We start from the raw sequence: 26,749 nt of genomic DNA, 5'->3' as shown, positions 1-26,749 counted from the left end.
GTCTAGGGCAACAGCCCGTGCCGCCGCGCCGCGACCACCGCCTCGTGGCGTGAGTGCGCGTCCAGTTTCGTCATCGCGTTGCGCAGGTAGCTCTTGACCGTTTCCGCGGCGAGCGAGAGCCGTTGCGCCGCCTCCTGATTCGTGCATCCGAGGGCGACCTGCGAGAGCACGTCCAGCTCCCGCCGGGACAGTTGCGGCGCGTCGGCGGCGGGGGCGCCGACCATGACGCGGGTGAGGCGTTCGCACACCGTGTGCAGCCTGCCGCGCAGGTTGTCGTCGTCGGCCGAGCGGGCCATGCCGCGCAGCTCGGCGTGGATGTCGCGGAGTTCCTCGGCGACCGCGGGCGCGGTGTCGGAGGCGGGCGCGGTCATCTCCAGCAGCCGCAGCCTGCGGTCCACCTCGTCCCGGATGGCGATCTCGGTGGCCAGCCTGCGACCCGCCTGCACGACCAGATCGGCGGTGCGATCACCGATCGGACTGGCGCCGCGGGTGGCGGCGTAGAGCACGGCCCGCGAACACTGGCCGACCACCACCGGCACGGCGACGATCGACCGCAACCCTTCGCCGGACACCGGCCCGTCGTAGTGGTGGGTGATCGTGGACGTGTTGACGTAGTCGGCGACCGACGCCGGGCGGCCGGAGTCCATCACCCGCCCGCCCAGCCCCGAGGTGCGCAGCACGGACAGACCGCGCAGCCCATTGGTCAGGGTGCCGACGAATTCCGATAGCAGCAGCGCATCGCCGTGCACCTCGCCGCCGAACGCCACCGGTACCCCGGCCGTGCCCGCTACCCAGCGGATTTCGGCGCGCAGCGCGTCTGAGTCGCGCGGGCGGAGCAGCGCGGTGTGGGTCATGGGACTCACCCCTTTTCGGGGGTAGTGGCGAACTGGGTGTGACCCACATCCTATTAGGACCAACGGGACGTAGTGCGTGTTCGGTCACGCCTGGCGCGCGGCGGGGACGCGCCAGTGCGTGACCGGAACACTGAGGAGTGACGAGATGGGTATCGACTTGAATCCACGTGTGCGGGAGTTGCTGGACATGTACGACCGGCCGGCGGCCTCGGCCGCCGACGTACTGTGCGACCGGCATCCCGCGAACGGGATCGCGTTCACCATCGTCGAGAGCGACCTGTCGTCGACCGATCTCACCTATGGCGAACTGCGGGAGCGCTCGTCCCGGTTCGCCGCGGCGCTGGCCGACCTCGGGATCGGGCCCGGCGATCGGGTCGCTACATTGATGGCGAAGTCCGCTGACCTGGTGGTCGCGCTGCTGGCCATCTGGCGCCGCGGGGCGGTGCACGTCCCGCTGTTCACCGCGTTCGCGCCGCCCGCCATCGCGTTCCGGCTCGAGGCGAGCCGGACCACGGTCGTCATCGCCGACGCAGACCAGGCGGGCAAGCTGGCGCCGGGGCCGGACATGCCCGCGGACGCGCCGTGGCAGGTCATCGTCAGCGGCGCGGCGCCCAGCGGCTCGTTGAGCATGTCGGAGCTGCTGGCCGGCAAATCCGCGGACGATCCGAACGCCGCCGCGGTCGCGGTCGGCGGAGACGGACTGCTGATCCAGCTCTTCACCAGCGGCACCACCGGCACACCGAAGGGGGTGCCGATTCCGTTGCGCGCCTTGGCTTCCTTCCAGGCGTACCAAGAGTTCGCGCTCGACGTCCGCACGGACGACGTGTACTGGAACGCCGCCGATCCGGGCTGGGCCTACGGCCTCTACTGGGCGATTCTGTCGCCGCTGTCCAGCGGTATCCGCAGCCTGCTGCTGCACGCGGGCTTCTCCGCGCCGCTCACCTGGCAGGTGCTCGAACACTTCGGCGTCACGAATTTCACCGCCGCCCCGACCGTGTACCGCGCGCTGCGCGCGGCGGGCGGCACGCCGCCGCGGATCAGGTTGCGCCGTGCGTCGTCGGCGGGTGAGCCGCTCACGCCGGAGGTCGTGGCCTGGTCGCTGGAGCACCTCGGCGTCGCGGTGCGCGATCACTACGGTCAGACCGAGCACGGGATGCTCATCTGCAACGCCTGGCACGAGGCGCTCGACGCGGAGGTGCCCGCGGGGTCGATGGGACGCACACTGCCGGGCTGGACCTGTGCGGTGCTGGCCGACGACGCGGACACTGTCGCGCCCGTCGGCGAACTGGGCCGTGTCGCGATCGACACGGCCAACAGTCCGCTGCTGTGGTTCCTCGGCTATCTGGACGCGCCCGAACGCACCGCGCAGCGCTTCACGCCGGACGGCCGCTGGTACATCACCGGTGACGCGGGCTCGCAGGACGAGAACGGCTGCTTCCGCTTCTCCGCCCGGGACGACGACGTGATCATCATGGCCGGGTACCGGATCGGCCCCTTCGAGGTGGAAAGCGTGCTGGTGCTGCACGATCAGGTCGCCGAGGCCGCCGTGGTCGGCATGCCCGACGAACTGCGCGGCGAAGTACTGGAGGCGTTCGTGGTGTTGCGCAACGGTTCCGGGGGCAGCGACGAACTCGCGGCGGAGTTGCAGGAGCTGGTGAAGCGGAAGTTCGCCGCGCACGCCTATCCGCGCACCGTGCATTTCGTGCCGGAGCTGCCGAAGACGCCCAGCGGCAAGGTGCAGCGATTCGTCCTGCGGCAGAAGGGAAACAAGTGATGGCGCAGCCCAGCTACGCTTCGGGGACGTCGCAGACCCCGCTGCTCGGCGACACCATCGGCGGCAATCTCGACCGCGCGGTGGCGGCGCATCCGGATCGGGAAGCGTTGGTGGACAAGACCTCCGATCGGCGCTGGACCTACCGGGAGCTGGCCGCGGCGATCGACGCGCTGGCCACCGGCTTGGCCGCGCGCGGCATCGCCAAGGGCGACCGGGTCGGCATCTGGGCACCGAACTGTGCGGAATGGTTCTTCGCGCAGTACGCGACGGCGAAGATCGGCGCGATCCTGGTGAACATCAACCCCGCCTATCGGACCAGTGAGCTGGAATACGTCCTGCGACAGGCGGGCGTGCGCGTGCTGATCGCGGCCGCGGAGTTCAAGACCTCGAACTATGTCGCGATGATCGACGAGGTCCGCCCGAACTGCCCTGCGCTGGAACAGGTGCTGATCCTCGGCACGCCGGAGTGGGACGAGCTGGCGGGGACCGCGATCGATCCGGATCGGCTGGCGACGCTCGCCGCGGAACTATCCATCGACGACCCGATCAACATCCAGTACACCTCGGGCACAACAGGTTTCCCCAAAGGGGCGACACTGAGCCATCACAACATCCTGAACAACGGCTTCTTCGTCGGGGAGCTGTGCGGCTACACCGAGCAGGACCGAATCTGCGTGCCGGTGCCGTTCTACCACTGTTTCGGCATGGTGATGGGAAACCTGGCCGCCACCAGTCACGCTGCGACGGTGGTGATTCCGGCGCCGGCATTCGATCCGGTGGCGACACTGGCCGCGGTCGAAGCCGAGCGTTGCACCTCGCTCTACGGCGTGCCGACCATGTTCATCGCCCTGCTCACCGAACTCGATTCCGCCACACCGGATCTGTCCAGCCTGCGCACCGGCATCATGGCGGGCTCGCCGTGCCCGGTGGAGGTGATGAAGCGGGTGATCGATCGGATGGGCATGCACGAGGTGTGCATCTGCTACGGCATGACCGAGACCTCGCCGGTCTCCACCCAGACCCGCCGCGACGACGGCATCGATCGGCGCACCGCCACCGTCGGCCGGGTCGGCCCGCATCTCGAGGTCAAAATCGTCGATCCCGCAACGGGTCTCACCGTGCCCCGCGGCGAGCCGGGTGAATTGTGCACCCGCGGTTACTCGGTGATGCTCGGCTACTGGAGCGACCCCGGCAAGACCGCCGAGGCCATCGACGCCGCGCGCTGGATGCACACCGGCGATATCGGCGTGATGGACGACGACGGCTATCTGGCCATCACCGGCCGGATCAAGGACATGGTGATCCGCGGCGGCGAGAACATCTATCCGCGCGAGATCGAGGAGTTCCTCTACACCCATCCCGACATCCTGGATGCCCAGGTCATCGGCGTGCCCGACCCCAAGTACGGCGAGGAGTTGATGGCCTGGGTCCGGATGCGCGAGGGTGCGGCGCCGTTGGACGCGACGAGCGTTCGAGAGTTCTGTACCGGCAAGCTGGCGCACTTCAAGATTCCGCGTTATGTGCACGTGGTGGACGAATTCCCGATGACCGTCACCGGCAAGATTCGCAAGGCCGAAATGCGTGAATTGTCCCGTGCGCTACTCGCTTTGCCGGACCAGACCTGAATAGAGGTGCCCCGATTACTACGGTCATGTGACCCGGCGGTAGCGACCATAAGGTGGGATGAGTTCGGCCGTCGGGGGGTTTCTGACACATCTGATATCGAGAGGTCTTGCATGTCCATCGGTTCGTTGTCCCGTGTCCTGTCTTGTGTTTTCGCCACCGCGGCGTCCCTGCTCCTGTTCGCCCCGGCGGCCACGGCCGACCCGGGAAGCCCGTACCTCTGCCTGGGCCCGTACCTGTCGAGCGACGGTTCCGCGAACGTCGAATCGTGCATATACGCGGAGAACGGGGTGCCGCGGGCCTTCGGCGGGCTGGAGATCGTCAAGGGCGGCCCCATCACTCGCGACAACTGCACCATGGTCGTCACCGTCGTCGACAAGGACGCATACCTCGATGGCACCAACGAGCAGGTCGCGACGAGCGGCCCGTTCCCCTGCCTGGACGGCCGGTACCCCTCGCCGCCGCTGACCGTGGACGCGGCGCTGTCCAAGCCCGGGCATCGGTACGTCAGCTTCACCGAGGTCACGTTGAACGGTCAGGGGATCGCTCGTATCTACAGCCCGGAATTGGTCCTGTAGTAGATGATTCGCGGAGCCGACGGGAAAACGCCGAACCGGGCCGGGCATATCCGGCCTGGTGCGGCGTCTTCGAACGCAGGCCGGACGCCTGCGGCGGGGCGGCTCTGGCAGGCCGGTTCAGCTGGGTGTGGGCCCCGTGTCGGGCGACGGAGGTAGTGTCTCCGGCGTGACGACAGCGCCCGAGACCACCAGTGCAGAGTCCCAGCCCGTGTCCGCCCCCGCGACGATCGTGAGCCAGGCCAGCGTGAATCGCCGCATCGCCGACGAGCTCGCGGTGCGCGAGACCCAGGTGCGTGCCGCCGTCGAGCTGCTCGACGCCGGCTCGACCGTGCCGTTCATCGCGCGGTACCGCAAGGAGGTCACCGGCGGTCTCGACGACGCGCAACTGCGGCAGCTGGACGAGCGCCTGCACTACCTGCGCGAACTCGACGAGCGCCGCGGCGCGATCCTCGAATCCATCCGTGGCCAGGGCAAACTGGACGACGCCCTGCACCAGCAGATCATGCTCGCCGAAACCAAGGCCCGGCTCGAGGACATCTACCTGCCCTACAAGCCGAAGCGGCGCACCAAGGCGCAGATCGCCCGTGAGGCGGGGCACGAGCCGGTCGCCGACGCGCTCATCTCCGATCCGGCCACCGATCCCGCGCAGTACAACGCCGAGCAGTTGGACGGCGCGCGCTCGATCCTGGTCGAGCGGTTCGCCGAGGACGCCGACCTGGTCGGTGAGCTGCGCGAACTGATGTGGAACCGCGGCCAGGTCACCTCGACGGTGCGCGCGGGCAAAGAAGAGGCCGGCGCGAAGTTCGCCGATTACTTCGAGTTCAGCGAGCCGTTCACCAAGCTGCCCTCGCATCGCATTCTCGCGCTGCTGCGCGGCGAGAAGGAAGAGGTGCTGACGCTGCACCTCGAGCCCGACACCGAAGAACCGCAGCCGGGCGAACGAACCATCTACGAGGGCCGTATCGCGGTGAAGTTCGGCATCGCGGACAAGGGCCGCGCCGCCGACACCTGGCTGCTGGACACGGTGCGCTGGGCCTGGCGGACCAAACTCCAGGTGAGCCTCGGCATCGATACCCGCATGCGGCTACGGCAGGCGGCCGAGAAGGACGCGGTCGACGTGTTCGCGGCGAACCTGCGCGATCTGCTGCTGGCCGCGCCGGCGGGCACCCGCACCACCATGGGCCTGGACCCGGGCTACCGGACCGGCGTGAAGGTGGCCGTCGTCGACGCGACCGGCAAGGCCGTCGCCACCGAGGTGATCTACCCGCACAAGCCGCAGGGACAGACCGAGAAGTCGCTCGCCGTGCTCGGCGCGCTGGTCGCCCGGTTCGGCGTCGAGCTCATCGCCATCGGCAACGGCACCGCCTCGCGCGAGACCGATGCCCTTGCCGCCGAGCTGATCTCGCGTATCCCGGAGAACAAGCCGACCAAGATCGTGGTGTCCGAGGCGGGCGCCTCGGTGTACTCCGCCTCGGCGTACGCCACCCAGGAACTGCCGGACATGGACGTGTCGCTGCGCGGTGCGGTGTCGATCGCGCGCCGGTTGCAGGACCCGCTCGCCGAGCTGGTGAAGATCGACCCGAAGTCGATCGGTGTCGGCCAGTACCAGCACGACGTGTCCGAGACGCTGCTGGCGCGCTCGCTGGGCGCGGTGGTCGAGGACGCGGTGAACGCGGTCGGCGTCGATGTGAACACCGCCTCGGTGCCGCTGCTGTCCCGGGTGTCGGGTATCGCCGGTTCGGTCGCGGAAAGCATTGTGGCGCACCGTGATCAGAACGGACCGTTCCGCAGCCGGACCGCGCTGCTCGACGTGCCGCGTCTCGGTCCGAAGGCGTTCGAGCAGTGCGCGGGCTTCCTGCGCATCCGCGGCGGCGACGACCCGCTGGACACCTCCTCCGTGCACCCCGAGGCCTACCCGGTGGTGCGCCGCATCATGGAATCGACCGGTCGCGACATCACCGAGGTCATCGGCAACACCACCGTGCTGCGCGGGCTGCGCGCCGACGACTTCACCGACGAACGCTTCGGTGTGCCCACCGTGACCGACATCATCACCGAACTCGAGAAGCCCGGCCGCGACCCGCGCCCCGAGTTCAAGACCGCCGAATTCGCCGCGGGCGTAGAGAAAGTGGCCGACCTGGAGCCCGGCATGGTGCTCGAGGGAGTCGTCACGAACGTCGCCGCGTTCGGCGCGTTCGTCGATATCGGCGTGCACCAGGACGGCCTCGTGCACGTTTCGGCGATGTCGCACAACTTCGTCAAGGACCCGCGCGAGGTGGTGAAGTCCGGCGACGTGGTCAAGGTGAAGGTGCTCGAGGTCGACGTCGCCCGGCAGCGCATCGGCCTGTCGCTGCGCTTGGACGACGAGCCGGGCGCCCCCGCCAAGGGCGAGAACCGGCAGCGTGGTCAGGGAGGTGACCGCAAAGGCGGTCCCGAGCGGCAGAATGGGCAGGGCAGGAACCAGCAGGGCCGCAACCAGGGCCAGGGTCGCAACCAAGGCCAGGGGCAGTCGCGTGGCGGCGGCAACCAGCGCCGCAACGCGCCCGCGCCGAGCGGTTCGATGGCCGACGCGTTGCGCCGCGCCGGTTTCGGCCAGTAGGACCCCTATCGCGGACGGAGGATGCGGGCAGCCATGCGACGGTGGCTCGACGAAGATGTGATCGCGCAGGGCAGGCTTCCGCTGCTGTGCTTCCTGCTCGGGTTCATCGTCGGCTTCCTGCTGATCCGGCTCAGCGTCCGGCTGATCCGCAAACAGGTGCGGTGGTGGCCGGGCAACCTGCGCTCCGGCGGGGTGCACATCCACCACATGGTGTTCGGGGTGATCCTGGTGCTGGCCTCCGGCATCGGGATGGTCACCCTGTACCAGAGTGCCGACACCGCAACGGCTTCCGCGCTGGCGGCCGCCTTCGGCGTCGGGGCGGCGCTGGTGCTCGACGAGTTCGCGCTGATCTTCTACCTGCGTGACGTGTACTGGGAGGAGCAGGGGCGGACCTCGGTGGACGCGGTGTTCGTCGCGCTCGCCGTCACCGGTCTGCTGCTGCTCGGCTTCCATCCGCTGTGGATGCTGGACATCAACGATTTCCGCAGCGACCCCAACACGGAGGTCCGGATCTTCGTCGTCGCGTTCTCCCTGGTGAACCTCGCGCTCGCCGCCACCGTGATCGCGAAGGGCAAGATCTGGACCGGTTTGTTCGGCATGTTCTTCCTGCCGTTGCTCGTGGTCGGCGCGCTGCGGTTGAGCAGGCCGGGTGCGCCGTGGGCGCGCTGGCGCTACGCCGACCGCCGCCGCCTGATGTACCGCGCGATCGTGCGCGAACGGCGATACCGGCGTCCGGTGATCCGCGCCAAGATCTTCGTGCAGGACCTGGTCGCCGGCAAACCGGATGTCGAACACGTCCGGACCGCCGCCGAAGCCGAACTCACCAGAACGGTCGTCCCCGCCCCACCCGCCCCCCACCGCCACCACCTCTCTCTCTTCTCCCACGACCACGAACCCGACCCCCTCCCCGAATCAGAACTCGAACCGGCCGCCCCCGACCACCCCACCCCCTGACCCGCCCACCCACCGCCCCGCCCGGCCCGCTCGCTCGCCGCCCCAGCGGCGGCCGACCCGCTCGCCGCCCGGCCCGACCCACCCGCAGCGCACGGCACACAGCCGCGCCGAACGAGCCCACCCGCCGTCCCGAAGTCGCCTTGCCGCGCACGGATTCGCGTGCCGCGCGCGTATTCGCCGACGAATTGGTGCGCGGGACGTGTGCTTTGCGCGCTACGAACGGGTTCGCTCGGCGTGCAGCGGTTCGCATGATGTGGCCAGATTGCCCGCCGCGCACAGGGGTTCCTCTGCCGCGCGCAGTTTCGCGTGCCGCGCGCGTTTTCGCCGACGAATTGGTGCGCGGGACGCGAATTGGTGCGCGGGACCATTGCGACACGGGCGCGGGCTTGCATGCCACGCACGACTTCGCCTGATGTGCACAAGTTCGTTGTCATGCCTCCAGACGCTTGCCGCGCACCTGTTCGCGTGCCGCGCGCGTTTTCGCCGACGAATTGGTGCGCGGGACGCGAATTGGTGCGCGGGACGTGTGCTTGCGCGGCGCGTACGGGTTCGCCTGGCGTGCAGATGTTCGCGGACAGCGGACGGTCGCCTCGTGTGCAACGGTCCGCATGATGGGGCCGGACTGCTCGCCGTGCATAGGGGTTTGCCTGCCGCGCGCAGTTTCGCGTGCCGCGCGCGTATTCGCCGACGAATTGGTGCGCGGGACGCGAATTGGTGCGCGGGGCCGGTGCTTCGGCTAGTGGGTTGTGGGGAGGGGGAGGGTGGCGAGGCGTTCGGGGTCGGCGATGAGGTCGATGGCGGTGATTCGATCGTTGGCGACGGTGAAGGCGAGGACCGACTTCGGTGCGCCGTCGACGGTACTCAGCAGGCCCGCGACACCGTTGACGATCGCGGGCGCGACTTCGTACCGGTTGGCGAAGGTGCGGAAGGTGTCCAGCAGCCCGGCCACCGTGGACGCGCCACGGATGATCTGGAGGCCGCCGGTGCCACTGTCCGCGCGCAGCACCACATCGGGGTCGAGTAGGGAGAGAAGCGCGTCGAAGCTGCCCTCGCGCGCGGCGGAGAGGAACGCCGCGACCGCGCGGCGCTGGCGGGGCAGATCCGGGTCGAGCCGCGGCGCGCCGGCCTGCACGCGCCGCCGGGCGCGGCTGGCGATGGTTTTGGCAGCGGCCGACGACTTGCCCAGGATCGGCCCGATCTGATCGAACGGCAGCGCGAACATATCGTGCAGCACGAACGCCAGCCGCTCCGCCGGATTCAACGAGTCGAGAACCACCAGCAACGCCAGCCCGACCGAATCCGACAGCACCGCTTGCTGTTCCGGGTCGGCGCCATCGTCGAGGCGGACCACCGGGTCCGGCAGCTGCTCCTCGAACGAGTCCTCGCGCCGAATCCGCCGCGAGCGCAGCATGTCCAGGCACACCCGGCTCACGGCAGTGGTCAGCCAGCCGCCCAGATTGCTGATCTCGGCCGGGTCCACACGGGCCAGCCGCAGCCACGCTTCCTGCACCGCGTCGTCCGCCTCGGTCAGTGAGCCGAGCATCCGGTAGGCCACCGCCGTCAGATGCGCGCGGTGCGCTTCGAACCGGTCGGCCAGGTGTTCGTCCACGGGTTCTCCTCCGCCTCGTCCCATACTTATGACGGTGCGCGCGGGCGGAGTGTGACAAGGCTCGTTACCTTTTCGTTCCGCCATCCGTCAGAGGGGCAGCACACTCGACGGAAGGACGAATCATGCACACCCGCGCGAAGGACCTCGCTTATTTGAGTGCCTCAGGTCTGCTGCTCACCGAATCGGTGGTCGGCGCCTACTGGGATCTCGCTCGAATCTCCCATGTCCGTACAGCTTTCGAGCATCTCGGCTATCCGATGTATTTCGCGAGCATCCTCGGCGCCGCGAAAACGGCGGCCGTGGCCGCGATTGTGCTGCCAGGTCAGCCGCGGGCCGAGGAATGGGCGTATGCCGGGCTGACTTTCGTCTTCGCGGGCGCGGCGGCTTCGCATCTCGCGGTCGGCGACAAACCGAAAGCGTGGGTCGGCCCGCTGGTCTTCGCGGGGCTCACCCTCGTGTCCTGGCGGCTGCGTCCGCCCGCCGGGCAACGAAATCCTTTGGCGCTGTTGCGTCGCCCGGGGCGATCCGCATGAGCAGCGACGTACAGGGCAGCGTCGCACCGGGATTCGAGAGCGTCCGCACCGAGTTCGCGGCGGTCGTCGCCGCGGAGAACGGCGAATCCGGCGCGCAGCTGGCCGCTTTCGTGCACGGCACACCGGTGGTCGACCTGTGGGCGGGGCCGGCGGTGACCGGGGACACGCTGACGGGTCTCCTCTCTTCCACCAAAGGCCCGGCGACGGTAGTGGTCGCGTTGCTGGTGCAGGACGGCAGGCTGGAGCTGGATCAGCCGGTCGCCGCCTACTGGCCGGAGTTCGCCGAGGGTGGCAAGGAGGGGATCACCCTGCGGCAGGTGCTCACCAACAGATCCGGGGTGATCGGGGTCGACGGCGGGTTCGACCGCGCCGAACTCGCCGACGATCAACTGATCGCGCGTCGTGTGGCCGGTCAGCGCCCGTACTTCCGGCCGGGCGAGGTGCAGGGCTATGGCGGATTCGTCACCTTCGCCATCCTCGATGCGGTGATCCGGCAGGTTGTCGGCCGTTCGATCCAGGAACTGTTCGAGGAGCGCATTCGAGCACCGTACGGATTCGATCTCTACCTGGGTTTGCCTGCCGCGCAAGACGATCGGTACCTACCGGTGCTGCCGTGGCCGGCCACGCCGGCGCTCGAGGCCGCGTTCGAATCGAATGCTCCTGTACCGCACAGCATTCCGGGCATCGCCTACAACCTGAACGCCACCGGCTTCACCCCGCACGACGTGCTCGCCCTGCCGAACGACCCACACCTGCGCGCCAACGGTCCCGCCTCGATGGGTGGCGTCGGCAGCGCCCGCGCCTTGGCTGCCATGTACGCGGCGGTGATCTCGGCGGTCGACGGCCGCGCGCCGCTGCTGAAACCCGACATCCTCGCCGAGTTCACCACCATCCAGACGACTGGCCAGGATCTCGTCCGCGGCGATCACACCCCCTACTCGGTCGGTTTCGAGGCGAAAGGTCTGATCTATCCTTTTCTCGGCGCGCACGCGTTCGGTCACACCGGTGCGGCAGGCTCGGACGGCTTCGCCGACCAGCACACGGGCCTGACCTACGGCTACACCCGCAGACGCGCCGCCTTCGGTTTCCAGGCGGGCGAAAATGAGAGATTGGCCGCAGCGTTGCACCGTGCGGTACGGGACCTGGGCCGGTGAGCGGGGGGCGATTTTTCTCGCGACCTGCCGATCTGGCACAATGCTCAGGTTGCCCTGGGTGCGTATCGGCCCGGCGCACCCCCTTAATCGGAGCATGAACCGGTCGAGCACGTCTAGTGCCGCCAGGGTCCTCTGTTCGCGCGAACCCAGAAGGATGGAAATGAACACCCTTGACTTCGTCGACGAGAAGTCGCTGCGCAGCGACGTCCCCGACTTCCGGCCGGGCGACACCCTCAATGTGCACGTGAAGGTCATCGAAGGCTCGAAGGAGCGCGTCCAGGTCTTCAAGGGCGTCGTCATCCGGCGCCAGGGCGGTGGCATCCGCGAGACCTTCACGGTCCGCAAGGTGTCGTTCGGTGTCGGCGTGGAGCGCACCTTCCCGGTGCACACCCCCAACATCGACCACATCGAGGTCGTCACCCGCGGTGACGTCCGCCGTGCCAAGCTCTACTACCTGCGTGATCTGCGCGGCAAGGCCGCCAAGATCAAGGAAAAGCGCTGACCCAGCGGTCCAGCACCAAAGCTTTTTCGTAGCCCGGCCCCGGACCCCAGTTCCGGTGCCGGGCTACTGTTTTCGGTGTGACCGACGAGGGAGCGTCAGCATCGGCTGACGAGGGGGTACGTCGCGCCGAGCGACGGGGTAAGCGCAAACAGCGACCGTTCTGGCAGGAACTGCCGGTCTTGATCGTGATCGCGGCGGTGATCGCCGCGCTGATGGTCAACTTCGTGGGTCGGCCGTACATGATCCCGTCCGAATCCATGGAGCCGACCCTGCACGGTTGTGCGGGCTGCACCGGCGATCGAATCTACGTGCAGAAGCTGGGCTACTACTGGGGTGAGCCGAGACCTGGGGATGTAGTCGTCTTCGTCGGTCCGGAATCCTGGAACGACACCTACGCCTCGCACCGCTCGGACAACGCCGCGGTGCGCGGCGTGCAGAACTTCTTCTCGTTCTTCGGCCTGGTGCCGCCGGACGAGAACGATGTGGTGAAGCGGGTCATCGCGGTCGGCGGTCAGACTGTCGAGTGCTGTGACGCGCAGGGCCGGGTCAAGGTGGACGGCAAGCCGCTCGACGAGCCGTACGCGCGCTACCTCTTCCCTTATGTCGCAGGTCGGCCGTTCGGCGCCGGGGGCGGCCGGGAGTTCGCGCCGGTCACGGTGCCCGAGGGAAATCTGTGGGTGATGGGCGACAACCGCGACAACTCGCGGGACTCCCGCGCGCACACCCGAGACGCGTTGCACGGCACCGTCCCGATGGACAATGTCCGGGGCAAGGCGGTGTTCAAGATCTGGCCGCCGAGCCGGATCGGTCCGGTGCGCGCGCAGAATCCCCAGACAACTGACGGGACGTCGTAGCCCGGCGTCGGACGCGTCACAGGATGCCGGGCTAATCTGTTCGGCGTGGCAGACGAAAGTGGGTCGGTGTCGGTGTCCGATTCGGGCGACGAAGGGGTATCGCGGCGTCGCGGGAAGCGGCGGCGGGAGAAGAAGCAGCGGCCGTTCTGGCAGGAGCTGCCCATCCTCATCGTGATCGCCGCGGTGATCGCCGCGCTGATGGTGACTTTTGTCGGGCGGCCGTACGTGATTCCGTCGCAATCGATGGAGACCACGCTGCACGGCTGCGCCGGGTGCACGGGCGACCGGATCTACGTGCAGAAGCTGAGCTACTACTGGGGCGATCCGCAGCCGGGCGACGTGGTCGTCTTCGTCGGCCCGCCGTCATGGAACACGCACTACCAGTCGATCCGCTCGGACAACGCCGCGGTGCGCGGCGTGCAGAACTTCTTCTCGTTCTTCGGCCTGGTGCCGCCGGATGAGAACGATCTGGTGAAGCGGGTCATCGCGGTCGGTGGTCAGACTGTCGAGTGCTGTGACGCGCAGGGCCGGGTCAAGGTGGACGGCAAGCCGCTCGACGAGTCGTACGCGCGCTACATCTTCCCCTACGTCCCCGGCCAGCCGTACGGCCCGGGCGGCGGGCGGGAATTCAAGCCGGTCAAGGTGCCGGAGGGGCACCTGTGGGTGATGGGCGACAACCGCAACGAGTCCGCCGATTCGCGCGCGCACATCAGCGACGAACTGCAGGGCACGGTCCCGGTGGACAACGTCCGGGGCAAGGCCGTGTTCAAGATCTGGCCGCCGAACCGGATCGGTCCGGTGCGTTCTGAGAACGCCCAAGCGAACTGATCATCAGCGGCCGCAGCATAATTGGACGGTGGGGCAAAGCCGAGTGGTACACAGCAATGGGTGGCCGCCGCGCGTAGTGATGCGCAAGGCCGGTGGCTTGCGCACGCTCGAAGCAGCGCTGATCCGGAGCGGACTGGGTCCCGTCGCGGGTGTCGACGAGGCCGGCCGCGGGCCGTGCGCGGGGCCGCTGGTCGTGGCGGCCTGCCTGCTCGCGCCGAAGGCCTACGACAAGCTGGCCGGGCTGGACGACTCCAAGAAGCTCACCGAATCCGTCCGCGAAGAGCTGTACCCGGTGATCCTGCGCCTGTCGCTGGCCTGGAACGTGGTGGTCATCCCGGCCTGGGAGATCGATTCGATCGGCATCCACGTCGCCAATATCGAAGGCATGCGGCGCGCGGTGGCCGGGCTCGGGGAGCGCCCGGGGTATGTGCTCACCGACGGCTTCCGGGTGCCCGGTATCCCGGTGCCGTCGCTGCCGGTGATCGGCGGTGACGCCGCCGCGGCCTGCATCGCTGCCGCCAGCATCCTGGCCAAGGTGACCAGGGATCGGATGATGGTCGAGCTGGACGAGCAATTTCCCGGCTACGGTTTCGCGTCGCACAAGGGCTACAACACGCCCGACCATATCGCCGCCCTGCACCGGCTCGGCCCCAGCGATGAGCATCGGCGCTCATGGCGGAATGTGCGGGAGATGGCCGGTCTCCGGCCGGTCGACGCCGGGGCCGATGCCGCCGACGCGGTGCTCGCGGGCGAGGTCGACCCGATGCTGTCCGATGAGTCAGAAGCCATGCGTCCGGATAGCCGAGTGGCTACCGGCGCGACCCATGCGCGATGATGTCAGCAACTGACGCAACGCGGCGAGAAGGAGGACGTCCCACCCGATGAGTGCCGAGGACCTCGAGAAGTACGAAACCGAGATGGAACTCTCGCTGTATCGCGAGTACAAGGACATCGTCGGTCAGTTCTCGTACGTGGTGGAGACCGAACGCCGCTTCTACCTGGCCAACTCCGTCGAGTTGCGCCCGCAGAACGCCGACGGTGAGGTGTATTTCGAGGTGCGGATGAGCGATGCCTGGGTGTGGGACATGTATCGTCCCGCCCGCTTCGTCAAGCACGTCCGCGTGATCACGTTCAAGGACGTGAACATCGAAGAGCTCGAGAAGCCGGACCTGCGGCTGCCCGAGTAACCGGCGGCCTGTGCACGGCGAGTTGTGCACAGGGCGTCCGCTTTCCACAGCCTTTGTATTTCCCCAGGTCAGCGCCCAGGCTCGCAGCGCGGCGCCGGGCACGCTGACCGGGTGACAGATAAACAGGCACTCGGTGCGCACGGAGAAGAACTGGCCGCGCAATTCCTGCGCACGGCGGGCATGGAGATCGTCGCCAGGAATTGGCGCTGCCGCTACGGCGAACTGGACCTGATCGCCCAGGACGCCGAGGTCACCGCCTTCGTCGAGGTGAAGACCCGGTCCGGGCTCGGCTTCGGGATACCCGCCGAATCGGTCACCTTCGCCAAGCGGCAGCGCATCCGGCGCCTCGCGCTGTTGTGGCTGGCCGAACAGGAAGGGCCCTGGCGGCGCATCCGCTTCGACGTCGTCTCGGTGCTGCTGACCCGCGGCCACAAACCGGTGATCGACCATCTCGAGGCGGTGTTCTGATGGCCCTCGGCCGGGCCCACTCGGTCGCGGTCACCGGTGTCGACGGGCTGCTCGTCGAGATCGAGGCCGATATCGGGCAGGGCCTGCCCTCGGTGCATCTGGTCGGGCTGCCCGACACCGCGCTGCAGGAGTCACGCAACCGGGTGCGGTCCGCCGTGGCGAACTCGGGGGAGAAGTGGCCGGACGGCCGGGTCATCCTGGCGCTCTCACCCGCGACCCTGCCGAAGATCGGCAGCGTCTACGACCTGGCCCTGGCCGTCTCGGTGCTGGACGCGGCCGGGGCGGTGCCGTCGGAGCCGCTCGCGAAGACGGTGCTGCTCGGCGAGCTGGCGCTGGACGGCCGGGTGCGCCGGGTCCGCGGCATCCTGCCCGCGGTGATCGCCGCGCGTAATGCCGGCTGGCCCGCGGTCGTGGTGCCGGAAGCGGCGTTGGCGGAGGCCGGACTCGTCGACGGGATAACGGTTTTCGGCGCGGCGAGCCTGCGCACGGTGATCGCCTGGCTGCGCGGCGAAGGTTCGCTGCCCGAACCCGACGGCGACCTGCCCGCCCCGGTACACCAGGGCGGCGATCTCAACGAAGTCGTCGGACAGGACGAGGCACGATGGGCGCTGGAGGTGGCGGCCGCGGGCGGTCACCACCTGTTGTTCACCGGGCCGCCCGGCATCGGCAAAACGATGCTTGCGCAACGCCTTCCGGGCTTGCTGCCGCCACTGTCGGAAGCCGAGTCGCTGGAGGTGACGGCCATCCATTCGATGGCGGGCATGCTGTCCGGCGACCATCCGCTGATCACCATGCCGCCGTTCGTCGCGCCACATCATTCGACCTCGGTGACCGCGATGATCGGCGGCGGCTCGGGCACCGCGCGTCCCGGCGCGGTGAGCCGGGCGCATCGCGGCGTGCTCTTTCTCGACGAGTGTGCCGAGATCGGTACCAAGGTGCTGGAGGCGATGCGAACTCCGTTGGAGGAGGGCGAAGTTCGGATCGCGCGCCGCGACGGCGTCGCGCGCTATCCGGCGCGTTTCCAACTGGTGCTGGCGGCGAACCCCTGCCCGTGCGCCCCCGCCCGCGATATCGACTGCATCTGCGCGCCGCTGGCCCGCCGTCGCTATCTCGGCAAGCTCTCGGGCCCGCTGATGGACCGAATCGATATCTGGGTACAGATGCGCGGCCGATCCGGGGCCGCGTTCAGCACGGACCAGTCCGAGAGCAGCGCGGTGGTGCGGGAGCGGGTGGCAGTGGCCCGCCAGGCGGCTGTACACCGCTGGCGCGAATACGGCTGGCTCACGAATGCCGAAGTCCCCGGCCACATTCTGCGGCAACGCTTCCGCCTACCACCCGCGGCGATCGCGCCCGTCGAAACCGCCCTGCGCCTGGGCCGAATGTCTGCCCGCGGCGCCGACAGGGCCATCCGCGTGGCTTGGACCATCGCCGACCTTCGCGCCGCGGCCCTCCCCACCGACCGAGATGTGTTGGCCGCCCTGAACTTCCGTCAGCGAGGTGCGCTGTGAAACCGAGCTACTGGATGCGCAGCACCGCTTCGTCGCCACGCAGCGAACGGGCGGCGTGCACGATCGTGCCGCGGTGTGGCGGTGCTTGCGCGGTACAGACAGAAGTGTCCGGACTTGTGCGGGGTCGCGCTGAACGGCACGGTCCAGCACGGTCGACGGGTCGTGAGGCGCTGGGTTTTCCGCCGGGTGGTGTGCGGTGAGCGGCGCAGCGGGGCCGGGTGCGCACCCGGCGGGGTCGGTGGCCGAGGACGAGGAGCGGCGGCTGGCGTGGGTGTACTTGTCGCGGGTGGTCGGCGGCCCCTGTGCGGCGCTGTCGGCACTGATCGAGGCGGTGGGGGTGGTGGAGGCGGCGCGTGCGGTGCGCGAGTGCGTGCTGCCGGAATCGTTGCGTGGGCCGACCGAGCAGCGGCGTGGCACAGATTCGGCGGCACGGGATCTGGAGTGGATGACGCGCATCGGCGGCCGGGTCGTGACCCCCGACGATCCGGAGTGGCCGTCCTGGCGGCTGCTCGGCCTCGCGCAACTCGAGGCCGCTCGTGATCGCGACAGCGCGGTGCCGCTCGTGCTGTGGGTGCGTGGCCATCGCTCGTTGCGGCAGGCGAGCGAGCGTGCGCTCGCGGTAGTGGGCGCTCGATGCAGTACCGGGTACGGCAACCACGCCACCGCGGAGATCGTGGGTGAACTCGCGGCGCAGGGGTGGACGATCGTGTCCGGTGCGGCCTTCGGCATCGACGGGATGGCGCACCGTGCGGCACTGGCGGCCGGCGGCGGCACCATCGCGGTCCTCGCCTGCGGTATCGACCGTCCGTACCCCGCACAGCACGATCGTCTGCTGGCGGAGATCGCCGAAACCGGTGTAGTGGTCAGTGAATACGCACCGGGGACCGCGGCGCTGAAACATCAGTTCCTGTCCAGGAACCGTTTGATCGCCGCCTTGGCGGACGGCGTCCTGGTGATGGAGGCGGGTGCGCGCAGCGGTGCCCGCAACACGGTGAAATGGGCGCGGCGCCTGGGTCGTCCGGCGTTGGCGCTGCCGGGCCCGGTCACCTCGGCCGCCTCTGTGGGCTGTCACCGCATGATTCGTGACGGCGAAGCACGACTGGTCACCTGTGCCGACGAGGTGATCGAGGAGGCGGGTCCGCTGCGCCTGCCGCTATCCGGTGCAACGGACCCACCCGCCGCCACCGCCGAAAACCTGTCCGGCGACGAAGCCGTCGTCTTCGCCGCACTACCGCAGACCGGTTCCCGGACTCCGCGTGAACTCGCCGAGGAATCGGGCCTGTCGTTGGCGGTGGTGCGAGCCGCATTACCGGCCCTGGAACTCGCCGGATCGGTCGGAACCGGCGCGGGCGGTTGGTTCCGCACGCCGATCGATCGCTCAACTACCGAGAAAGCCTGACCGCATGTACACAACCCCGATAAAAGAGGCAGGTCACAATGTATGGCACTGGTACCATAACCACCATGTTGAAAAAGACGACGGTCATGGTCGACGAGGAGGACCTGGCCCTGATCAAAGCCGCTGCCGCGCGGGAGGGCCGCCCGGAATCGGAGATTTTCCGCGAGGCGTTCCACATCGCCGCACTGCGTACGAAACGGTGGAGCGAGGACTGGGACATCCCGACGTTCCGTTCCGGCCGCGAATGGACGCACGACGAACTCAAACAAATAGTGCACGAGGAGATCATCCGGCGGAATACGTGATCGTCGTCGCGGATACGTCGGGGCTCTTTGCCGCCTTCGATGCCAGCGCACCCGAGCACGACCGGGCGCGGTCCGCGTTGGCCGCTGCCGCGCTGGTGGTGGTCTGCCCGCTGGTTTTTCTCGAGCTGGAGCACCTCGCGAAACGAGACTTCGACTGGTCGACGGCTGGTGTGATCAACGACTGGCTGCTCGAACACGAGCCGGCGGGCCGGGTTGCCGTGCCCGCCTTGCCCAGTGACTACCTGCGTAAAGCGCGTGCGGTGCAAAACAAATACGCCGACCTACGGCTCGATCTCACCGACGCGGTGAACGTGGTGCTGGCCGCCGAATTCGAGACCGATGTGATCCTGACCCTCGATCATCGGGATTTCCGGGCGATCCGCCCGCTGACGGGCTCCGAGGGCTTCCGCATCCTGCCGGAGGACCTGTGACGGCCGCGGCGCTGTGTCATGGTCCGAACCGGCGCGGTGGCTTGCCAATCGGGAGGGCGGTGGGGACGGTTGTGTGATGGACGAACTACCTGAAGACCTGGAAGCACTGCTGACGGAGTACGGCAGGCATCTGCGTCTCGGGCGGAATCGTTCGGCGCATACCGTGCGTGCCTACCTCGGTGATGCGCGCGCACTGCTGGGCCACCTGTACGCCCGATCCGCGGATTCCGCGGTGCGGGAACTGGATCTGCTGCTCTTGCGCTCCTGGCTCGCGCAGCAATCCGCGGCGGGGGTGGCTCGCACGACGATGGCCCGGCGCGCCTCATCGGCCCGGACGTTCACCGCATGGCTCACCCAGACCGGCCGCCTGACCGTCGACCCGGGCCTGCGCCTCGGCTCGCCCAAGGCACATCGAGTGCTGCCTGCGGTACTCGGTCGTCAGCAGGCCGTGGGTGCCATGGACGCGGCGGAATCGGGTGCCGCCCAGCACGATCCGATGGCGCTACGCGACCGGTTGATCGTAGAACTCCTGTACTCCACCGGAATTCGAGTGAGCGAGCTGTGCGGCCTGGACATCGAGGACGTGGATCGGGAACGCCGTGTGGTGCGCGTGCTCGGCAAAGGCAACAAGGAGCGGTCGGTGCCGTTCGGTGTTCCGGCGGACGAGGCGATCGGCGCCTGGCTCCGGCATGGTCGCCCCGCGTTCGCGACCACGGAGTCCGGCCGCGCGCTCCTGCTCGGCCGCCGGGGTAAGCGACTGGATCAGCGACAGGCAAGAACCGTTGTGCACGAGGTGGTTTCGTCCATCCCCGGCGCGCCCGACATGGGTCCGCACGGTCTGCGGCACACCGCCGCCACCCACCTGCTGGAGGGCGGCGCCGACCTGCGCGTGGTCCAGGAACTCCTCGGTCACGCCAGCATGGCCACCACGCAGCTCTACACGCACGTCTCGATCGAGCGCCTCAAAAAGGTGCACGACCAAGCACACCCCCGCGCCTGACTCGGCAACGGTCCAGGTCCGGCATTCGCCGAACGTGATTCAATCGTGATTAGACAGACTTAATCCTTCCTATAGAAGCACCAGCTTTGCTGGGCTTATGCGGTCCGCCGCCCTACGCTCGCTCTCGGGAAATGGGAACTCGCGCAACATTATTGCGCGGCGATAATCACCGACCGACGTAGGAAGTTGTCTTATCTTGAGATCGACCGATCCACGCCGATCCAGCGGCTGGATAATTTCGAGTGCCATCACGATATTGGTCAGCATCACCATCATCGCGTTAGCGGTGGCTGCCGGGCCGGTCGGCGCCGAGCCCACCCCCGACGGCCTGGACGACGCGATCAGCGATACCCTTGTGCGGGAACAGATCCCGGAGGCCACCGAGAAAGATCCGGTGATCGATCGCATGCGCAGCGACGGCGAATGGGTGTTCGGCGCGGCGACCGTCCCGCAGGACGGCGACAGCGAAGACGCACCGAAATCGACGTTATATGTCGCGAAACTCGACGATGACGACGATTGGACCGTCGCGCTGGAAGGAACGCCGGAGTTCGGCCATCTGGTGAGTGCGGCACCGGAATCGGTGGTGAGTCACGGTGAGAAGGCGGCTTTGACCGCGCCGCAACCGCGTTCGGCGAATACGGCGCTTTCCCTACCTTGGCCGCAGGGGCAAGCGTGGTACATGGGTGGCGGTCCGCACGGCATCTCCGGTTCGAGTCGCCCCTACAATTCTTTGGATTTCAACGGCGGCGACGGCCGAGTGGTGGCTCCCGCGTCCGGCCGGGTCTACAAGACGTGCGTCCGCAATGGCAGTGCCGAGGTGAAAATCGTGCACAACAACGGCCTCAGCACCACCTACTACCACATGACCAATGTGATCGACGCCGCGAACGGATCCGAGATCGCGGCGGGGACGTATCTGGGGCATATCGGAACCCAGTTGCCATGTGGTGGTTTCGCCAGCGGTCCGCACGTGCACATGTCGCTCTACCGAGGCAACGAGCCGATCAGTTTGAACGGTACGACCATGGGCGGCTGGACTTTCCGGGAAGGCCCGGAAGCCTACGGCGGCTTCGCCGAGCGCGAGGGCAAACAGGTCCGGGCCGGCGGCCGGTTGATGAATTACGGCGGCGGAGACGATGCGAATCCGGCCCCGCCGACCGTGACGCCCACACCGCCGACATCGAAACCGCCGACCACCCCGAAACCCACACCGGCGCCACCGACTCCCAAGCCGCCCACGACTCCCAAACCGCCCACGACTCCCAAACCGCCCACGACTCCCAAACCCCCGACGCCCGAACCCGATCCCACACTGGCCAACGGCATCGTGCGCCCATATCCGGACCGGCATCGAAAGGTCAACTTGCGCTCGGGTCCTGGTACTCGGAACGCGATCGTCGGCACGGTCCGTGACGGGGATTCCGTGACGATCGTCTGCACCGCCCGCGGTGACCGGCTCGACGGCAAGTGGGGCCCCACCGATCTGTGGAACAAGCTCGACACCGGCAAGTGGATCAGCGATGGCTTCCTCTACACCGGCAGCAACGGCCCGGTCGCCCCCGACTGCGGCGAGCCCGCGCCGCCGAATCGCCCCACGCCGGGGACCGGCACCGACGGCGAGGAGAACCAGACCGAGGACGAATGGCCGGACAGCGAGTGGCCGGAGCCGGAATCGCCGGGTGACGACTGGCCGGACGACGGCTGGACCTGGGACTGGTGGCAGTACGACTGGTGAGACGACTCGCGCCCGGACCCACCTCGGGGTGGGTCCGGGCGGTTGACTATCCGACGTCGACCGGATCCGTTTGCGGCTGTTCGGCCGGTTTCCGTGGCGTCCGCAGCAGCGTCAGGCCGAGCAGCGCGGCCGCGAGGCTGAAGCCCGCGCTGATCCAGGAGCCGGTGGACATCGCCGCGGTGAACGCCTCCTTCGCGGGTTCGGCGAAGCCGAGTTGGAAAGCGGCGCCGATGGATTCGCGAGCCGCCTCGGGTGCGTCCGCGGGCATGTGCTCGGTGAACACGCCCGCCAGCACGCTACCCAGCATCGCGATGCTGATCGCCATGCCGACCTGCTGCAGCGTGTCGTTCATCGCCGAGCCGACGCCCGCGTGTTCGAGCGGGATGGCGCTCATGATCGCCGCGTACGCGGCCGGCCCGGCCAGGCCGCCGCCGATACCCATGACCAGCATGCTGACCAGCACCCACAGGTAGCCCTCGCCGACCGCGAGGATCGCGAAGGCGCCGCTCATCACCAGCAGGCCGGAGACGATCAGCGTCTTGTTGCTGAGCGTCTTGCCCAAGGTGGCGCCGAGTCCGTTGCACACGGCGGCCGCCACCGCGTAGGGCAGGAGGGCCAGACCGGCTTTCATCGGTCCGTACCCGAGCACGAACTGCAGGTACTGGGTGAGCATCAGCATGACCGCGCCCATCCCGAACACCATCAGCAGCAGGGTCAGGCAGGTGCCGGTGAAGTCGCGGTTGCGGAATACCGCCAGCGGCAGCATCGGATGTTCGGATCGGCTCTCCCACACCACGAATCCGACCGCGGCGAGTGCGGCGAGCGCGATCATCCCGATGTTCCACTCCCGCTCGATGATCACGTAGACGGTCGAGACGAGCGCGACGATGGACAGCAGCACGCCGATGAGGTCGACCGGCCGCTGCTCACCGGTGGTTTCGGGCATCAGCACCACCGCGGCGACGATCGCGAGGATCGCGACCGGGATGTTGAGCAGGAACACCGAGCCCCACCAATAGTGCTGCAGCAGAAAGCCGCCCAGGGTGGGTCCGGCCACGATGCCGACCATCGACACCGTCGACCAGGCCGCCATCGCCTTGCGTCGTTCGTCCTCGGCGAACGTGGTCATCAAGATGGACAGCGTGGACGGCATCAGCAGCGAGCCGCCGACGCCCATCGCCACGCGCGCGCCGACCACCTGCCACGGTTCGGTCGCGAGCACGGCGGCCAGCGAGGCCACACCGAACACGGCCAGGCCGAGGATCAGCATCCGGCGACGGCCGAACCGGTCGGACAGGCTGCCCGCGGTCAGCAGTAGTCCCGCGAAGACCAGGACGTAGGCGTCCAGGATCCACTGGATGTCCGACGGCGTGGCGTTCAGTTCCCGGATCAGGGACGGGATAGCGAGATTGAGCACGGTGCCGTCGAGCATCAGCACCAGCAAGGACAGACAGAGGACCCCCAGAATCCACCAACGGCGAGGATCTCGTACAACGTTCGATTCCACTCGCACAGCGTACGATGAACTGGAACAGTGTGCGAGTCAATATAGGATTGGGCTCGTGACCAAGCAGTTCGATTCGGTATGGCTCCGCGAACCACGCCGGCCCAAGGCGTCGGGCCTGCATCGCGAGCAGATCATCGCCGCCGCGGTGGAGCTTCTCGACGCCGAGGGGCTCGAGGCGTTGAGCATGCGCAAGCTCGGAGCCAAGCTCGGCGCCGGCGCGACCAGCCTCTACTGGTACGTCGCCAACAAGAACGAACTGCTGGAACTGGCCCTCGACGAGTTCTGGGGGATGGCGGATACGCCGGAGCCCGACGACGTGCCGTGGCGAGAGCTGCTGTCGGACTTCGCCTACAACTTCCGTGCGGTGCTGCGGGCGCATCCGTGGGGCGCGATGCTGATCGGCCAACTGCCGAGCATGGGGCCGAATGCGCTGCGCGTCACCGATCGCCTGCGCCGCGCTTACGTCGGTGCCGGGTTCCGCGGCACGGACATCTATCTCGCCAGCGGCACGGTGATGTCCTACGTGCTCGGCGTGGTGCTACCGGAGATCGCCTGGCGAAACTCCTACGGCCAACTCGAATTCGATCGCGAGTCCGTGGTGGAGATGATGGACCACGCGGCCCGGGATTACCCCGAACTACAAGCGGACTTCCGGGCCACGACACCCACCAATCCTGAGTTCGCCCGGGCCATGGCCTTCGACTTCGGTCTGCTCTGTGTGCTGGACGGACTCGAAGCGCGGCTGGGCGACGACGTGGAATTCCAGCAGAGCTACACGCCGCCCGGGTAGAGGGTGGCCTCCGGGGTGATCGCGCCGTCCGGCTCGTCGACGTAGTCGCCGGCGCAGTCGCCCGCGAGGGCCTGCCGAACCTGTTGCCAGACAGCCGGGTTGGCCGGTTCGAGGGTGTGGTCGAGGCCGCCGTTGCCGAGCGAGGGGAACGGTGTCATCCGGCATTGGCCGCCGTCGAGCCTGCCGTCGGCCCACTCGCGGGCGCTGCGAATCGAGTAGTACCTGGTCGGTCCCGGGGTGTCGTCGCCCGCGTTGAGCGCGGTCATGAACTCGGTCCCGGGGCAGGCTTCCGGCGCGGCGGGTTGGCCGCACGCACCCGGTGAACCGTATTGCGGCGCGCCGATCGAGACGTAGGTGCCGATGTGGCGAGCGCCGTCACGGGACTTCAGATAAAGGCGGGAGCTGATCGCGCCGATGCTGTGGGTCACCAGATCGATCTCGGCATTCCGGTGCTGAGCGCGGGTTTCGGTGACGACGCGATCGATGGCGGCGGCGTCGGCGGTGAGATCGAAGCCGTTCAGATCCAGCACCCGCACCTCGGTTCCGTCGGTGCGCAGCGCGTCGGCCATCGGTCCGTAGGGCAGCGCGCCGATGTACTGGCCGGGCACGATCACAACGATGCGGCTCGGCTCGGCGGCGGCGTGCGCCGTCGCGCTCGTGCCGGTGAGCAGCGCGGTGGCGATGGCAAGGAAGGCGGGCAGCGAGCGCACTGTCATGGTTCGGGCAATCCTTCGGCCTCGGCGGTGGTCGGGCGCACCGCGGATTCTGTTTGCTCCACTATTGCCGCAATCGGGGCGTCGTAGGGAGTGCTGATACGTGTTCCTTTTTCTGATTGAGCCGTCTCGGTGGAAGGCGAGTTGATAAACTAGAACGCGTTCTAGATTCTGATGAGCGGTACCGCCACACGCCGCGCGGTGCACGGGAAGGCGTTCGAGTGAGCACCCACACGGTCCTCGGCCAGGAAGTTCGCATGCCCGTGCGGATCCGGCTGGCCCACGCGTTCATGGCGAGCTATCTGGTGCCCGCCGACGCCGCGCAACGACTGATCGACTACTCCGGTCTGCGGGTGCTGCGGCTGCCCGCCGGGCGAGCGATGTGCTCACTCGTCTTCGTCGAATACGTGGACGGTGATCTCGGTCCCTACAACGAGTTCGGTGTCTCGTTCATGGTCCGCCACCACCGGGCCGATCGTGGCCGCGGCGATCTCCGTGCGCTCGCGACGAACAAGGCCGGGGTGTTCATCCATCAACTGCCGGTCGACGGCGACTTCACGCTGGCGGCCGGGCGCGGCATCTGGGGATTTCCCAAGCAACTCGCCGACTTCGACGTGCACCACGGCGGCCCGCTCCGGCACGGCACGCTCCATCAGGATGGCGATCTCATCGTCGATCTGACCGTTCGACAGGGTGTCGCCACGCCGCGCCGCACGCGGACGACCGCTTCCTTCGAGGCCTACTCGCACATCGACGGGGTAACCCGCTGCACACCTTGGCGAATGGAACCGTCCGGCGTGCGCGGCCGGCCCGGCGGCGCCACCCTGACCCTCGGCGATCATCCCATCGCCGCCGAACTGCGCTCGCTGCGTTTGCCGCATCGCGCGATCATGACCTCGACCATCGCCGGGCTGGCCATGACGTTCGAGGACGCGGTCCCCGTCTGAGTCGCGCGATAACCGCATGGTCACGGCGTCGCGCGGTGCATGGATTCCCCACGCGCGCCCGGTTAGGGTGGCTTAGCCGAGCGTTTGCCTGTGTGGGAAGGTGCCCAGTGGATTCCGATGACCGGCGTGGTGCATCGATGACGGTGCTGTTCGGCGCGGCATGACGCTGCCGAGCCCGGACGCCGAATCCGAGGACGGGGAAGAGGACCTCGACTACCGGTTCACCCTCGCCAACGAACGCACCTTCCTGGCCTGGATGCGCACGGCGCTCGGCTTGCTCGCCGGTGGCGTCGCGGTGCACACGCTGGTGCAACCGTTCCGGATGGGTGGCGTGCGGCGGGCGCTCGCGCTCAGCTGCCTGGTGTTGGCGGTGGTCGTTGCGGTCGGTGCGTACGCGCATTGGCGACGGGTCGGCGTGGCGATGCGGCAGGGGCAGCCGCTGCCCGAAACCGTGTTGGTGCCGATCCTTTCGGCCGGGATCGCGGTGGTCTCGATCCTCGCGACGGTCGCGGTGTTGCTCCGATGAGCCGCGCCGGACTCGCCGCCGAACGCACCGCGCTCGCTTGGCGGCGCACGGCGGTCGCCGCCATGCTCACCGGCGCGCTGTTCTTGAATCACGCGGTGACCAGCGGGTGGCGTCCCGCGATGCTCGCACCGATCGGTGCCGCGCTCACCATGGCGGCGTTGGCCGGCGCCAGTTTCGCCCGCAACCGCAGTTTGCATTCGGGCCACTACGGCCACGGCAGAACCGTTGTCGCCGTGGCGACCACGGTCGTCGTCGCGGTGGCCGTGCTCGCCGCGGTCATCACGGTGACCGATCCATGGCCTTAGTACATCCACGGCACAGCATCTTTCGGCACTCGACTTCCAGGAGGATGACATGAGCACAGCGAC

27 protein-coding genes are annotated in these 26,749 nt (G+C 68.2%); 23 read left to right on the top strand and 4 right to left on the bottom strand.

What is annotated here, in order from left to right:
- Positions 1-2: 2 nt before the first annotated feature.
- The gene (locus tag O3I_RS31365; RefSeq protein ID WP_014987045.1) at positions 3-854 is read right to left on the bottom strand and encodes a helix-turn-helix transcriptional regulator; all 852 of its coding nucleotides are present in this window, start codon (positions 852-854) and stop codon (positions 3-5) included.
- A 145-nt stretch (positions 855-999) separates the two neighbouring features.
- On the opposite strand from O3I_RS31365, the gene O3I_RS31360 reads away from it, so the two are divergent.
- From O3I_RS31360 to O3I_RS31340, 5 genes are all read left to right on the top strand, one after another.
- Positions 1,000-2,628 carry an AMP-binding protein gene (locus O3I_RS31360; RefSeq protein WP_014987044.1) on the top strand — a complete coding sequence of 543 codons (1,629 nt, stop codon included), beginning with the start codon at positions 1,000-1,002 and terminating at the stop codon, positions 2,626-2,628.
- A complete protein-coding gene (locus O3I_RS31355) occupies positions 2,628-4,253 on the top strand; it encodes an AMP-binding protein (protein ID WP_014987043.1) in 1,626 nt (541 codons plus the stop codon). Before O3I_RS31360 ends, O3I_RS31355 begins: the two co-directional genes overlap by 1 nt.
- Before the next feature lie 111 nt (positions 4,254-4,364).
- Positions 4,365-4,829, top strand: a complete 465-nt coding sequence (locus O3I_RS31350) for a hypothetical protein (protein ID WP_014987042.1) — start codon at positions 4,365-4,367, stop codon at positions 4,827-4,829.
- Between the two features lie 166 nt (positions 4,830-4,995).
- Positions 4,996-7,428, top strand: coding sequence for a Tex family protein (locus O3I_RS31345; RefSeq protein ID WP_014987041.1), 2,433 nt, complete (start codon positions 4,996-4,998; stop codon positions 7,426-7,428).
- A 33-nt stretch (positions 7,429-7,461) separates the two neighbouring features.
- The gene (locus O3I_RS31340) at positions 7,462-8,382 is read left to right on the top strand and encodes a hypothetical protein (protein ID WP_014987040.1); all 921 of its coding nucleotides are present in this window, start codon (positions 7,462-7,464) and stop codon (positions 8,380-8,382) included.
- Between the two features lie 736 nt (positions 8,383-9,118).
- Here O3I_RS31340 and O3I_RS31335 read toward each other — a convergent pair.
- The gene (locus O3I_RS31335; RefSeq protein WP_041562987.1) at positions 9,119-10,015 is read right to left on the bottom strand and encodes a sigma-70 family RNA polymerase sigma factor; all 897 of its coding nucleotides are present in this window, start codon (positions 10,013-10,015) and stop codon (positions 9,119-9,121) included.
- Positions 10,016-10,113: 98 nt separating this feature from the next.
- Between O3I_RS31335 and O3I_RS31330 the strand changes: the two genes are divergently transcribed.
- From O3I_RS31330 to O3I_RS43110, 14 genes are all read left to right on the top strand, one after another.
- Positions 10,114-10,524 (top strand): DoxX family protein, encoded by a 411-nt coding sequence (locus tag O3I_RS31330; RefSeq protein WP_014987038.1) that lies wholly within the window; start codon positions 10,114-10,116, stop codon positions 10,522-10,524.
- Positions 10,521-11,678, top strand: a complete 1,158-nt coding sequence (locus tag O3I_RS31325; RefSeq protein WP_014987037.1) for an EstA family serine hydrolase — start codon at positions 10,521-10,523, stop codon at positions 11,676-11,678. Before O3I_RS31330 ends, O3I_RS31325 begins: the two co-directional genes overlap by 4 nt.
- Before the next feature lie 160 nt (positions 11,679-11,838).
- A complete protein-coding gene (rplS, locus tag O3I_RS31320) occupies positions 11,839-12,180 on the top strand; it encodes a 50S ribosomal protein L19 (RefSeq protein ID WP_014987036.1) in 342 nt (113 codons plus the stop codon).
- A gap of 77 nt (positions 12,181-12,257) precedes the next feature.
- A complete protein-coding gene (gene lepB / locus O3I_RS31315) occupies positions 12,258-13,034 on the top strand; it encodes a signal peptidase I (protein WP_041562986.1) in 777 nt (258 codons plus the stop codon).
- Positions 13,035-13,079: 45 nt separating this feature from the next.
- Positions 13,080-13,862 (top strand): signal peptidase I, encoded by a 783-nt coding sequence (lepB, locus tag O3I_RS31310; RefSeq protein ID WP_424769559.1) that lies wholly within the window; start codon positions 13,080-13,082, stop codon positions 13,860-13,862.
- A 28-nt stretch (positions 13,863-13,890) separates the two neighbouring features.
- Entirely contained in the window at positions 13,891-14,697 is an 807-nt protein-coding gene (locus O3I_RS31305; protein ID WP_272944277.1) for a ribonuclease HII, read from the top strand.
- 46 nt (positions 14,698-14,743) lie between these two features.
- Complete coding sequence (locus O3I_RS31300) at positions 14,744-15,049, top strand: DUF2469 domain-containing protein (RefSeq protein WP_011210678.1); 306 nt, start codon at positions 14,744-14,746, stop codon at positions 15,047-15,049.
- A gap of 111 nt (positions 15,050-15,160) precedes the next feature.
- Complete coding sequence (locus tag O3I_RS31295) at positions 15,161-15,517, top strand: YraN family protein (protein ID WP_014987032.1); 357 nt, start codon at positions 15,161-15,163, stop codon at positions 15,515-15,517.
- A complete protein-coding gene (locus tag O3I_RS31290) occupies positions 15,517-17,025 on the top strand; it encodes a YifB family Mg chelatase-like AAA ATPase (RefSeq protein WP_014987031.1) in 1,509 nt (502 codons plus the stop codon). The genes O3I_RS31295 and O3I_RS31290 overlap by 1 nt, the downstream gene beginning before the upstream one ends.
- A 196-nt stretch (positions 17,026-17,221) precedes the next feature.
- Positions 17,222-18,424, top strand: a complete 1,203-nt coding sequence (gene dprA, locus O3I_RS31285; RefSeq protein ID WP_237748165.1) for a DNA-processing protein DprA — start codon at positions 17,222-17,224, stop codon at positions 18,422-18,424.
- 65 nt (positions 18,425-18,489) lie between these two features.
- Entirely contained in the window at positions 18,490-18,729 is a 240-nt protein-coding gene (locus O3I_RS31280; protein WP_014987029.1) for a ribbon-helix-helix protein, CopG family, read from the top strand.
- Positions 18,726-19,160: a type II toxin-antitoxin system VapC family toxin gene (locus O3I_RS31275; protein ID WP_014987028.1), complete on the top strand. Its 435-nt coding sequence runs from the start codon at positions 18,726-18,728 to the stop codon at positions 19,158-19,160. The genes O3I_RS31280 and O3I_RS31275 overlap by 4 nt, the downstream gene beginning before the upstream one ends.
- Positions 19,161-19,236: 76 nt before the next feature.
- Complete coding sequence (locus O3I_RS31270) at positions 19,237-20,160, top strand: tyrosine recombinase XerC (protein ID WP_014987027.1); 924 nt, start codon at positions 19,237-19,239, stop codon at positions 20,158-20,160.
- A gap of 196 nt (positions 20,161-20,356) precedes the next feature.
- Positions 20,357-21,898 carry a peptidoglycan DD-metalloendopeptidase family protein gene (locus tag O3I_RS43110; protein ID WP_141691632.1) on the top strand — a complete coding sequence of 514 codons (1,542 nt, stop codon included), beginning with the start codon at positions 20,357-20,359 and terminating at the stop codon, positions 21,896-21,898.
- A gap of 46 nt (positions 21,899-21,944) precedes the next feature.
- Here O3I_RS43110 and O3I_RS31260 read toward each other — a convergent pair whose 3' ends face one another.
- Positions 21,945-23,405 carry an MFS transporter gene (locus O3I_RS31260; RefSeq protein WP_041562985.1) on the bottom strand — a complete coding sequence of 487 codons (1,461 nt, stop codon included), beginning with the start codon at positions 23,403-23,405 and terminating at the stop codon, positions 21,945-21,947.
- Between the two features lie 55 nt (positions 23,406-23,460).
- Here O3I_RS31260 and O3I_RS31255 point away from each other — a divergent pair, with 55 nt between their 5' ends.
- The gene (locus O3I_RS31255; RefSeq protein WP_014987024.1) at positions 23,461-24,195 is read left to right on the top strand and encodes a TetR/AcrR family transcriptional regulator; all 735 of its coding nucleotides are present in this window, start codon (positions 23,461-23,463) and stop codon (positions 24,193-24,195) included.
- Here the strand turns inward: O3I_RS31255 and O3I_RS31250 are convergent.
- Entirely contained in the window at positions 24,177-24,911 is a 735-nt protein-coding gene (locus tag O3I_RS31250) for an esterase/lipase family protein (RefSeq protein ID WP_014987023.1), read from the bottom strand. The two genes, O3I_RS31255 and O3I_RS31250, sit on opposite strands and share 19 nt — an antisense overlap.
- A gap of 218 nt (positions 24,912-25,129) precedes the next feature.
- Between O3I_RS31250 and O3I_RS31245 the strand changes: the two genes are divergently transcribed.
- The 3 genes from O3I_RS31245 (at position 25,130) to O3I_RS31235 (ending at position 26,686) form a co-directional block, all read left to right on the top strand.
- Entirely contained in the window at positions 25,130-25,855 is a 726-nt protein-coding gene (locus O3I_RS31245) for an acetoacetate decarboxylase family protein (RefSeq protein WP_041562984.1), read from the top strand.
- Between the two features lie 160 nt (positions 25,856-26,015).
- The gene (locus O3I_RS31240) at positions 26,016-26,381 is read left to right on the top strand and encodes a YidH family protein (RefSeq protein WP_014987021.1); all 366 of its coding nucleotides are present in this window, start codon (positions 26,016-26,018) and stop codon (positions 26,379-26,381) included.
- Positions 26,378-26,686: a DUF202 domain-containing protein gene (locus O3I_RS31235; RefSeq protein ID WP_014987020.1), complete on the top strand. Its 309-nt coding sequence runs from the start codon at positions 26,378-26,380 to the stop codon at positions 26,684-26,686. Before O3I_RS31240 ends, O3I_RS31235 begins: the two co-directional genes overlap by 4 nt.
- Positions 26,687-26,749 lie beyond the last annotated feature (63 nt).

The organism is Nocardia brasiliensis ATCC 700358 (assembly GCF_000250675.2).
Lineage (GTDB): Bacteria > Actinomycetota > Actinomycetes > Mycobacteriales > Mycobacteriaceae > Nocardia > Nocardia brasiliensis_B.
This window is presented reverse-complemented; position numbering and strand designations above follow the sequence as displayed.

Excerpts from the sequence above, each read along its gene's own strand:
- O3I_RS31365 (WP_014987045.1), bottom strand. The coding sequence starts at position 854 with ATGACCCACACCGCGCTGCTCCGCCCGCGCGACTCAGACGCGCTGCGC.
- O3I_RS31340 (WP_014987040.1), top strand. The coding sequence starts at position 7,462 with ATGCGACGGTGGCTCGACGAAGATGTGATCGCGCAGGGCAGGCTTCCG.
- O3I_RS31325 (WP_014987037.1), top strand. The coding sequence starts at position 10,521 with ATGAGCAGCGACGTACAGGGCAGCGTCGCACCGGGATTCGAGAGCGTC.
- O3I_RS31250 (WP_014987023.1), bottom strand. The coding sequence starts at position 24,911 with ATGACAGTGCGCTCGCTGCCCGCCTTCCTTGCCATCGCCACCGCGCTG.
- O3I_RS31335 (WP_041562987.1), bottom strand. The coding sequence starts at position 10,015 with ATGGGACGAGGCGGAGGAGAACCCGTGGACGAACACCTGGCCGACCGG.
- O3I_RS31270 (WP_014987027.1), top strand. The coding sequence starts at position 19,237 with ATGGACGAACTACCTGAAGACCTGGAAGCACTGCTGACGGAGTACGGC.
- O3I_RS31350 (WP_014987042.1), top strand. The coding sequence starts at position 4,365 with ATGTCCATCGGTTCGTTGTCCCGTGTCCTGTCTTGTGTTTTCGCCACC.
- O3I_RS31355 (WP_014987043.1), top strand. The coding sequence starts at position 2,628 with ATGGCGCAGCCCAGCTACGCTTCGGGGACGTCGCAGACCCCGCTGCTC.
- O3I_RS31290 (WP_014987031.1), top strand. The coding sequence starts at position 15,517 with ATGGCCCTCGGCCGGGCCCACTCGGTCGCGGTCACCGGTGTCGACGGG.
- O3I_RS31300 (WP_011210678.1), top strand. The coding sequence starts at position 14,744 with ATGAGTGCCGAGGACCTCGAGAAGTACGAAACCGAGATGGAACTCTCG.
- O3I_RS31280 (WP_014987029.1), top strand. The coding sequence starts at position 18,490 with ATGTTGAAAAAGACGACGGTCATGGTCGACGAGGAGGACCTGGCCCTG.
- O3I_RS31330 (WP_014987038.1), top strand. The coding sequence starts at position 10,114 with ATGCACACCCGCGCGAAGGACCTCGCTTATTTGAGTGCCTCAGGTCTG.
- rplS (WP_014987036.1), top strand. The coding sequence starts at position 11,839 with ATGAACACCCTTGACTTCGTCGACGAGAAGTCGCTGCGCAGCGACGTC.
- O3I_RS31240 (WP_014987021.1), top strand. The coding sequence starts at position 26,016 with ATGACGCTGCCGAGCCCGGACGCCGAATCCGAGGACGGGGAAGAGGAC.
- O3I_RS31235 (WP_014987020.1), top strand. The coding sequence starts at position 26,378 with ATGAGCCGCGCCGGACTCGCCGCCGAACGCACCGCGCTCGCTTGGCGG.
- O3I_RS31360 (WP_014987044.1), top strand. The coding sequence starts at position 1,000 with ATGGGTATCGACTTGAATCCACGTGTGCGGGAGTTGCTGGACATGTAC.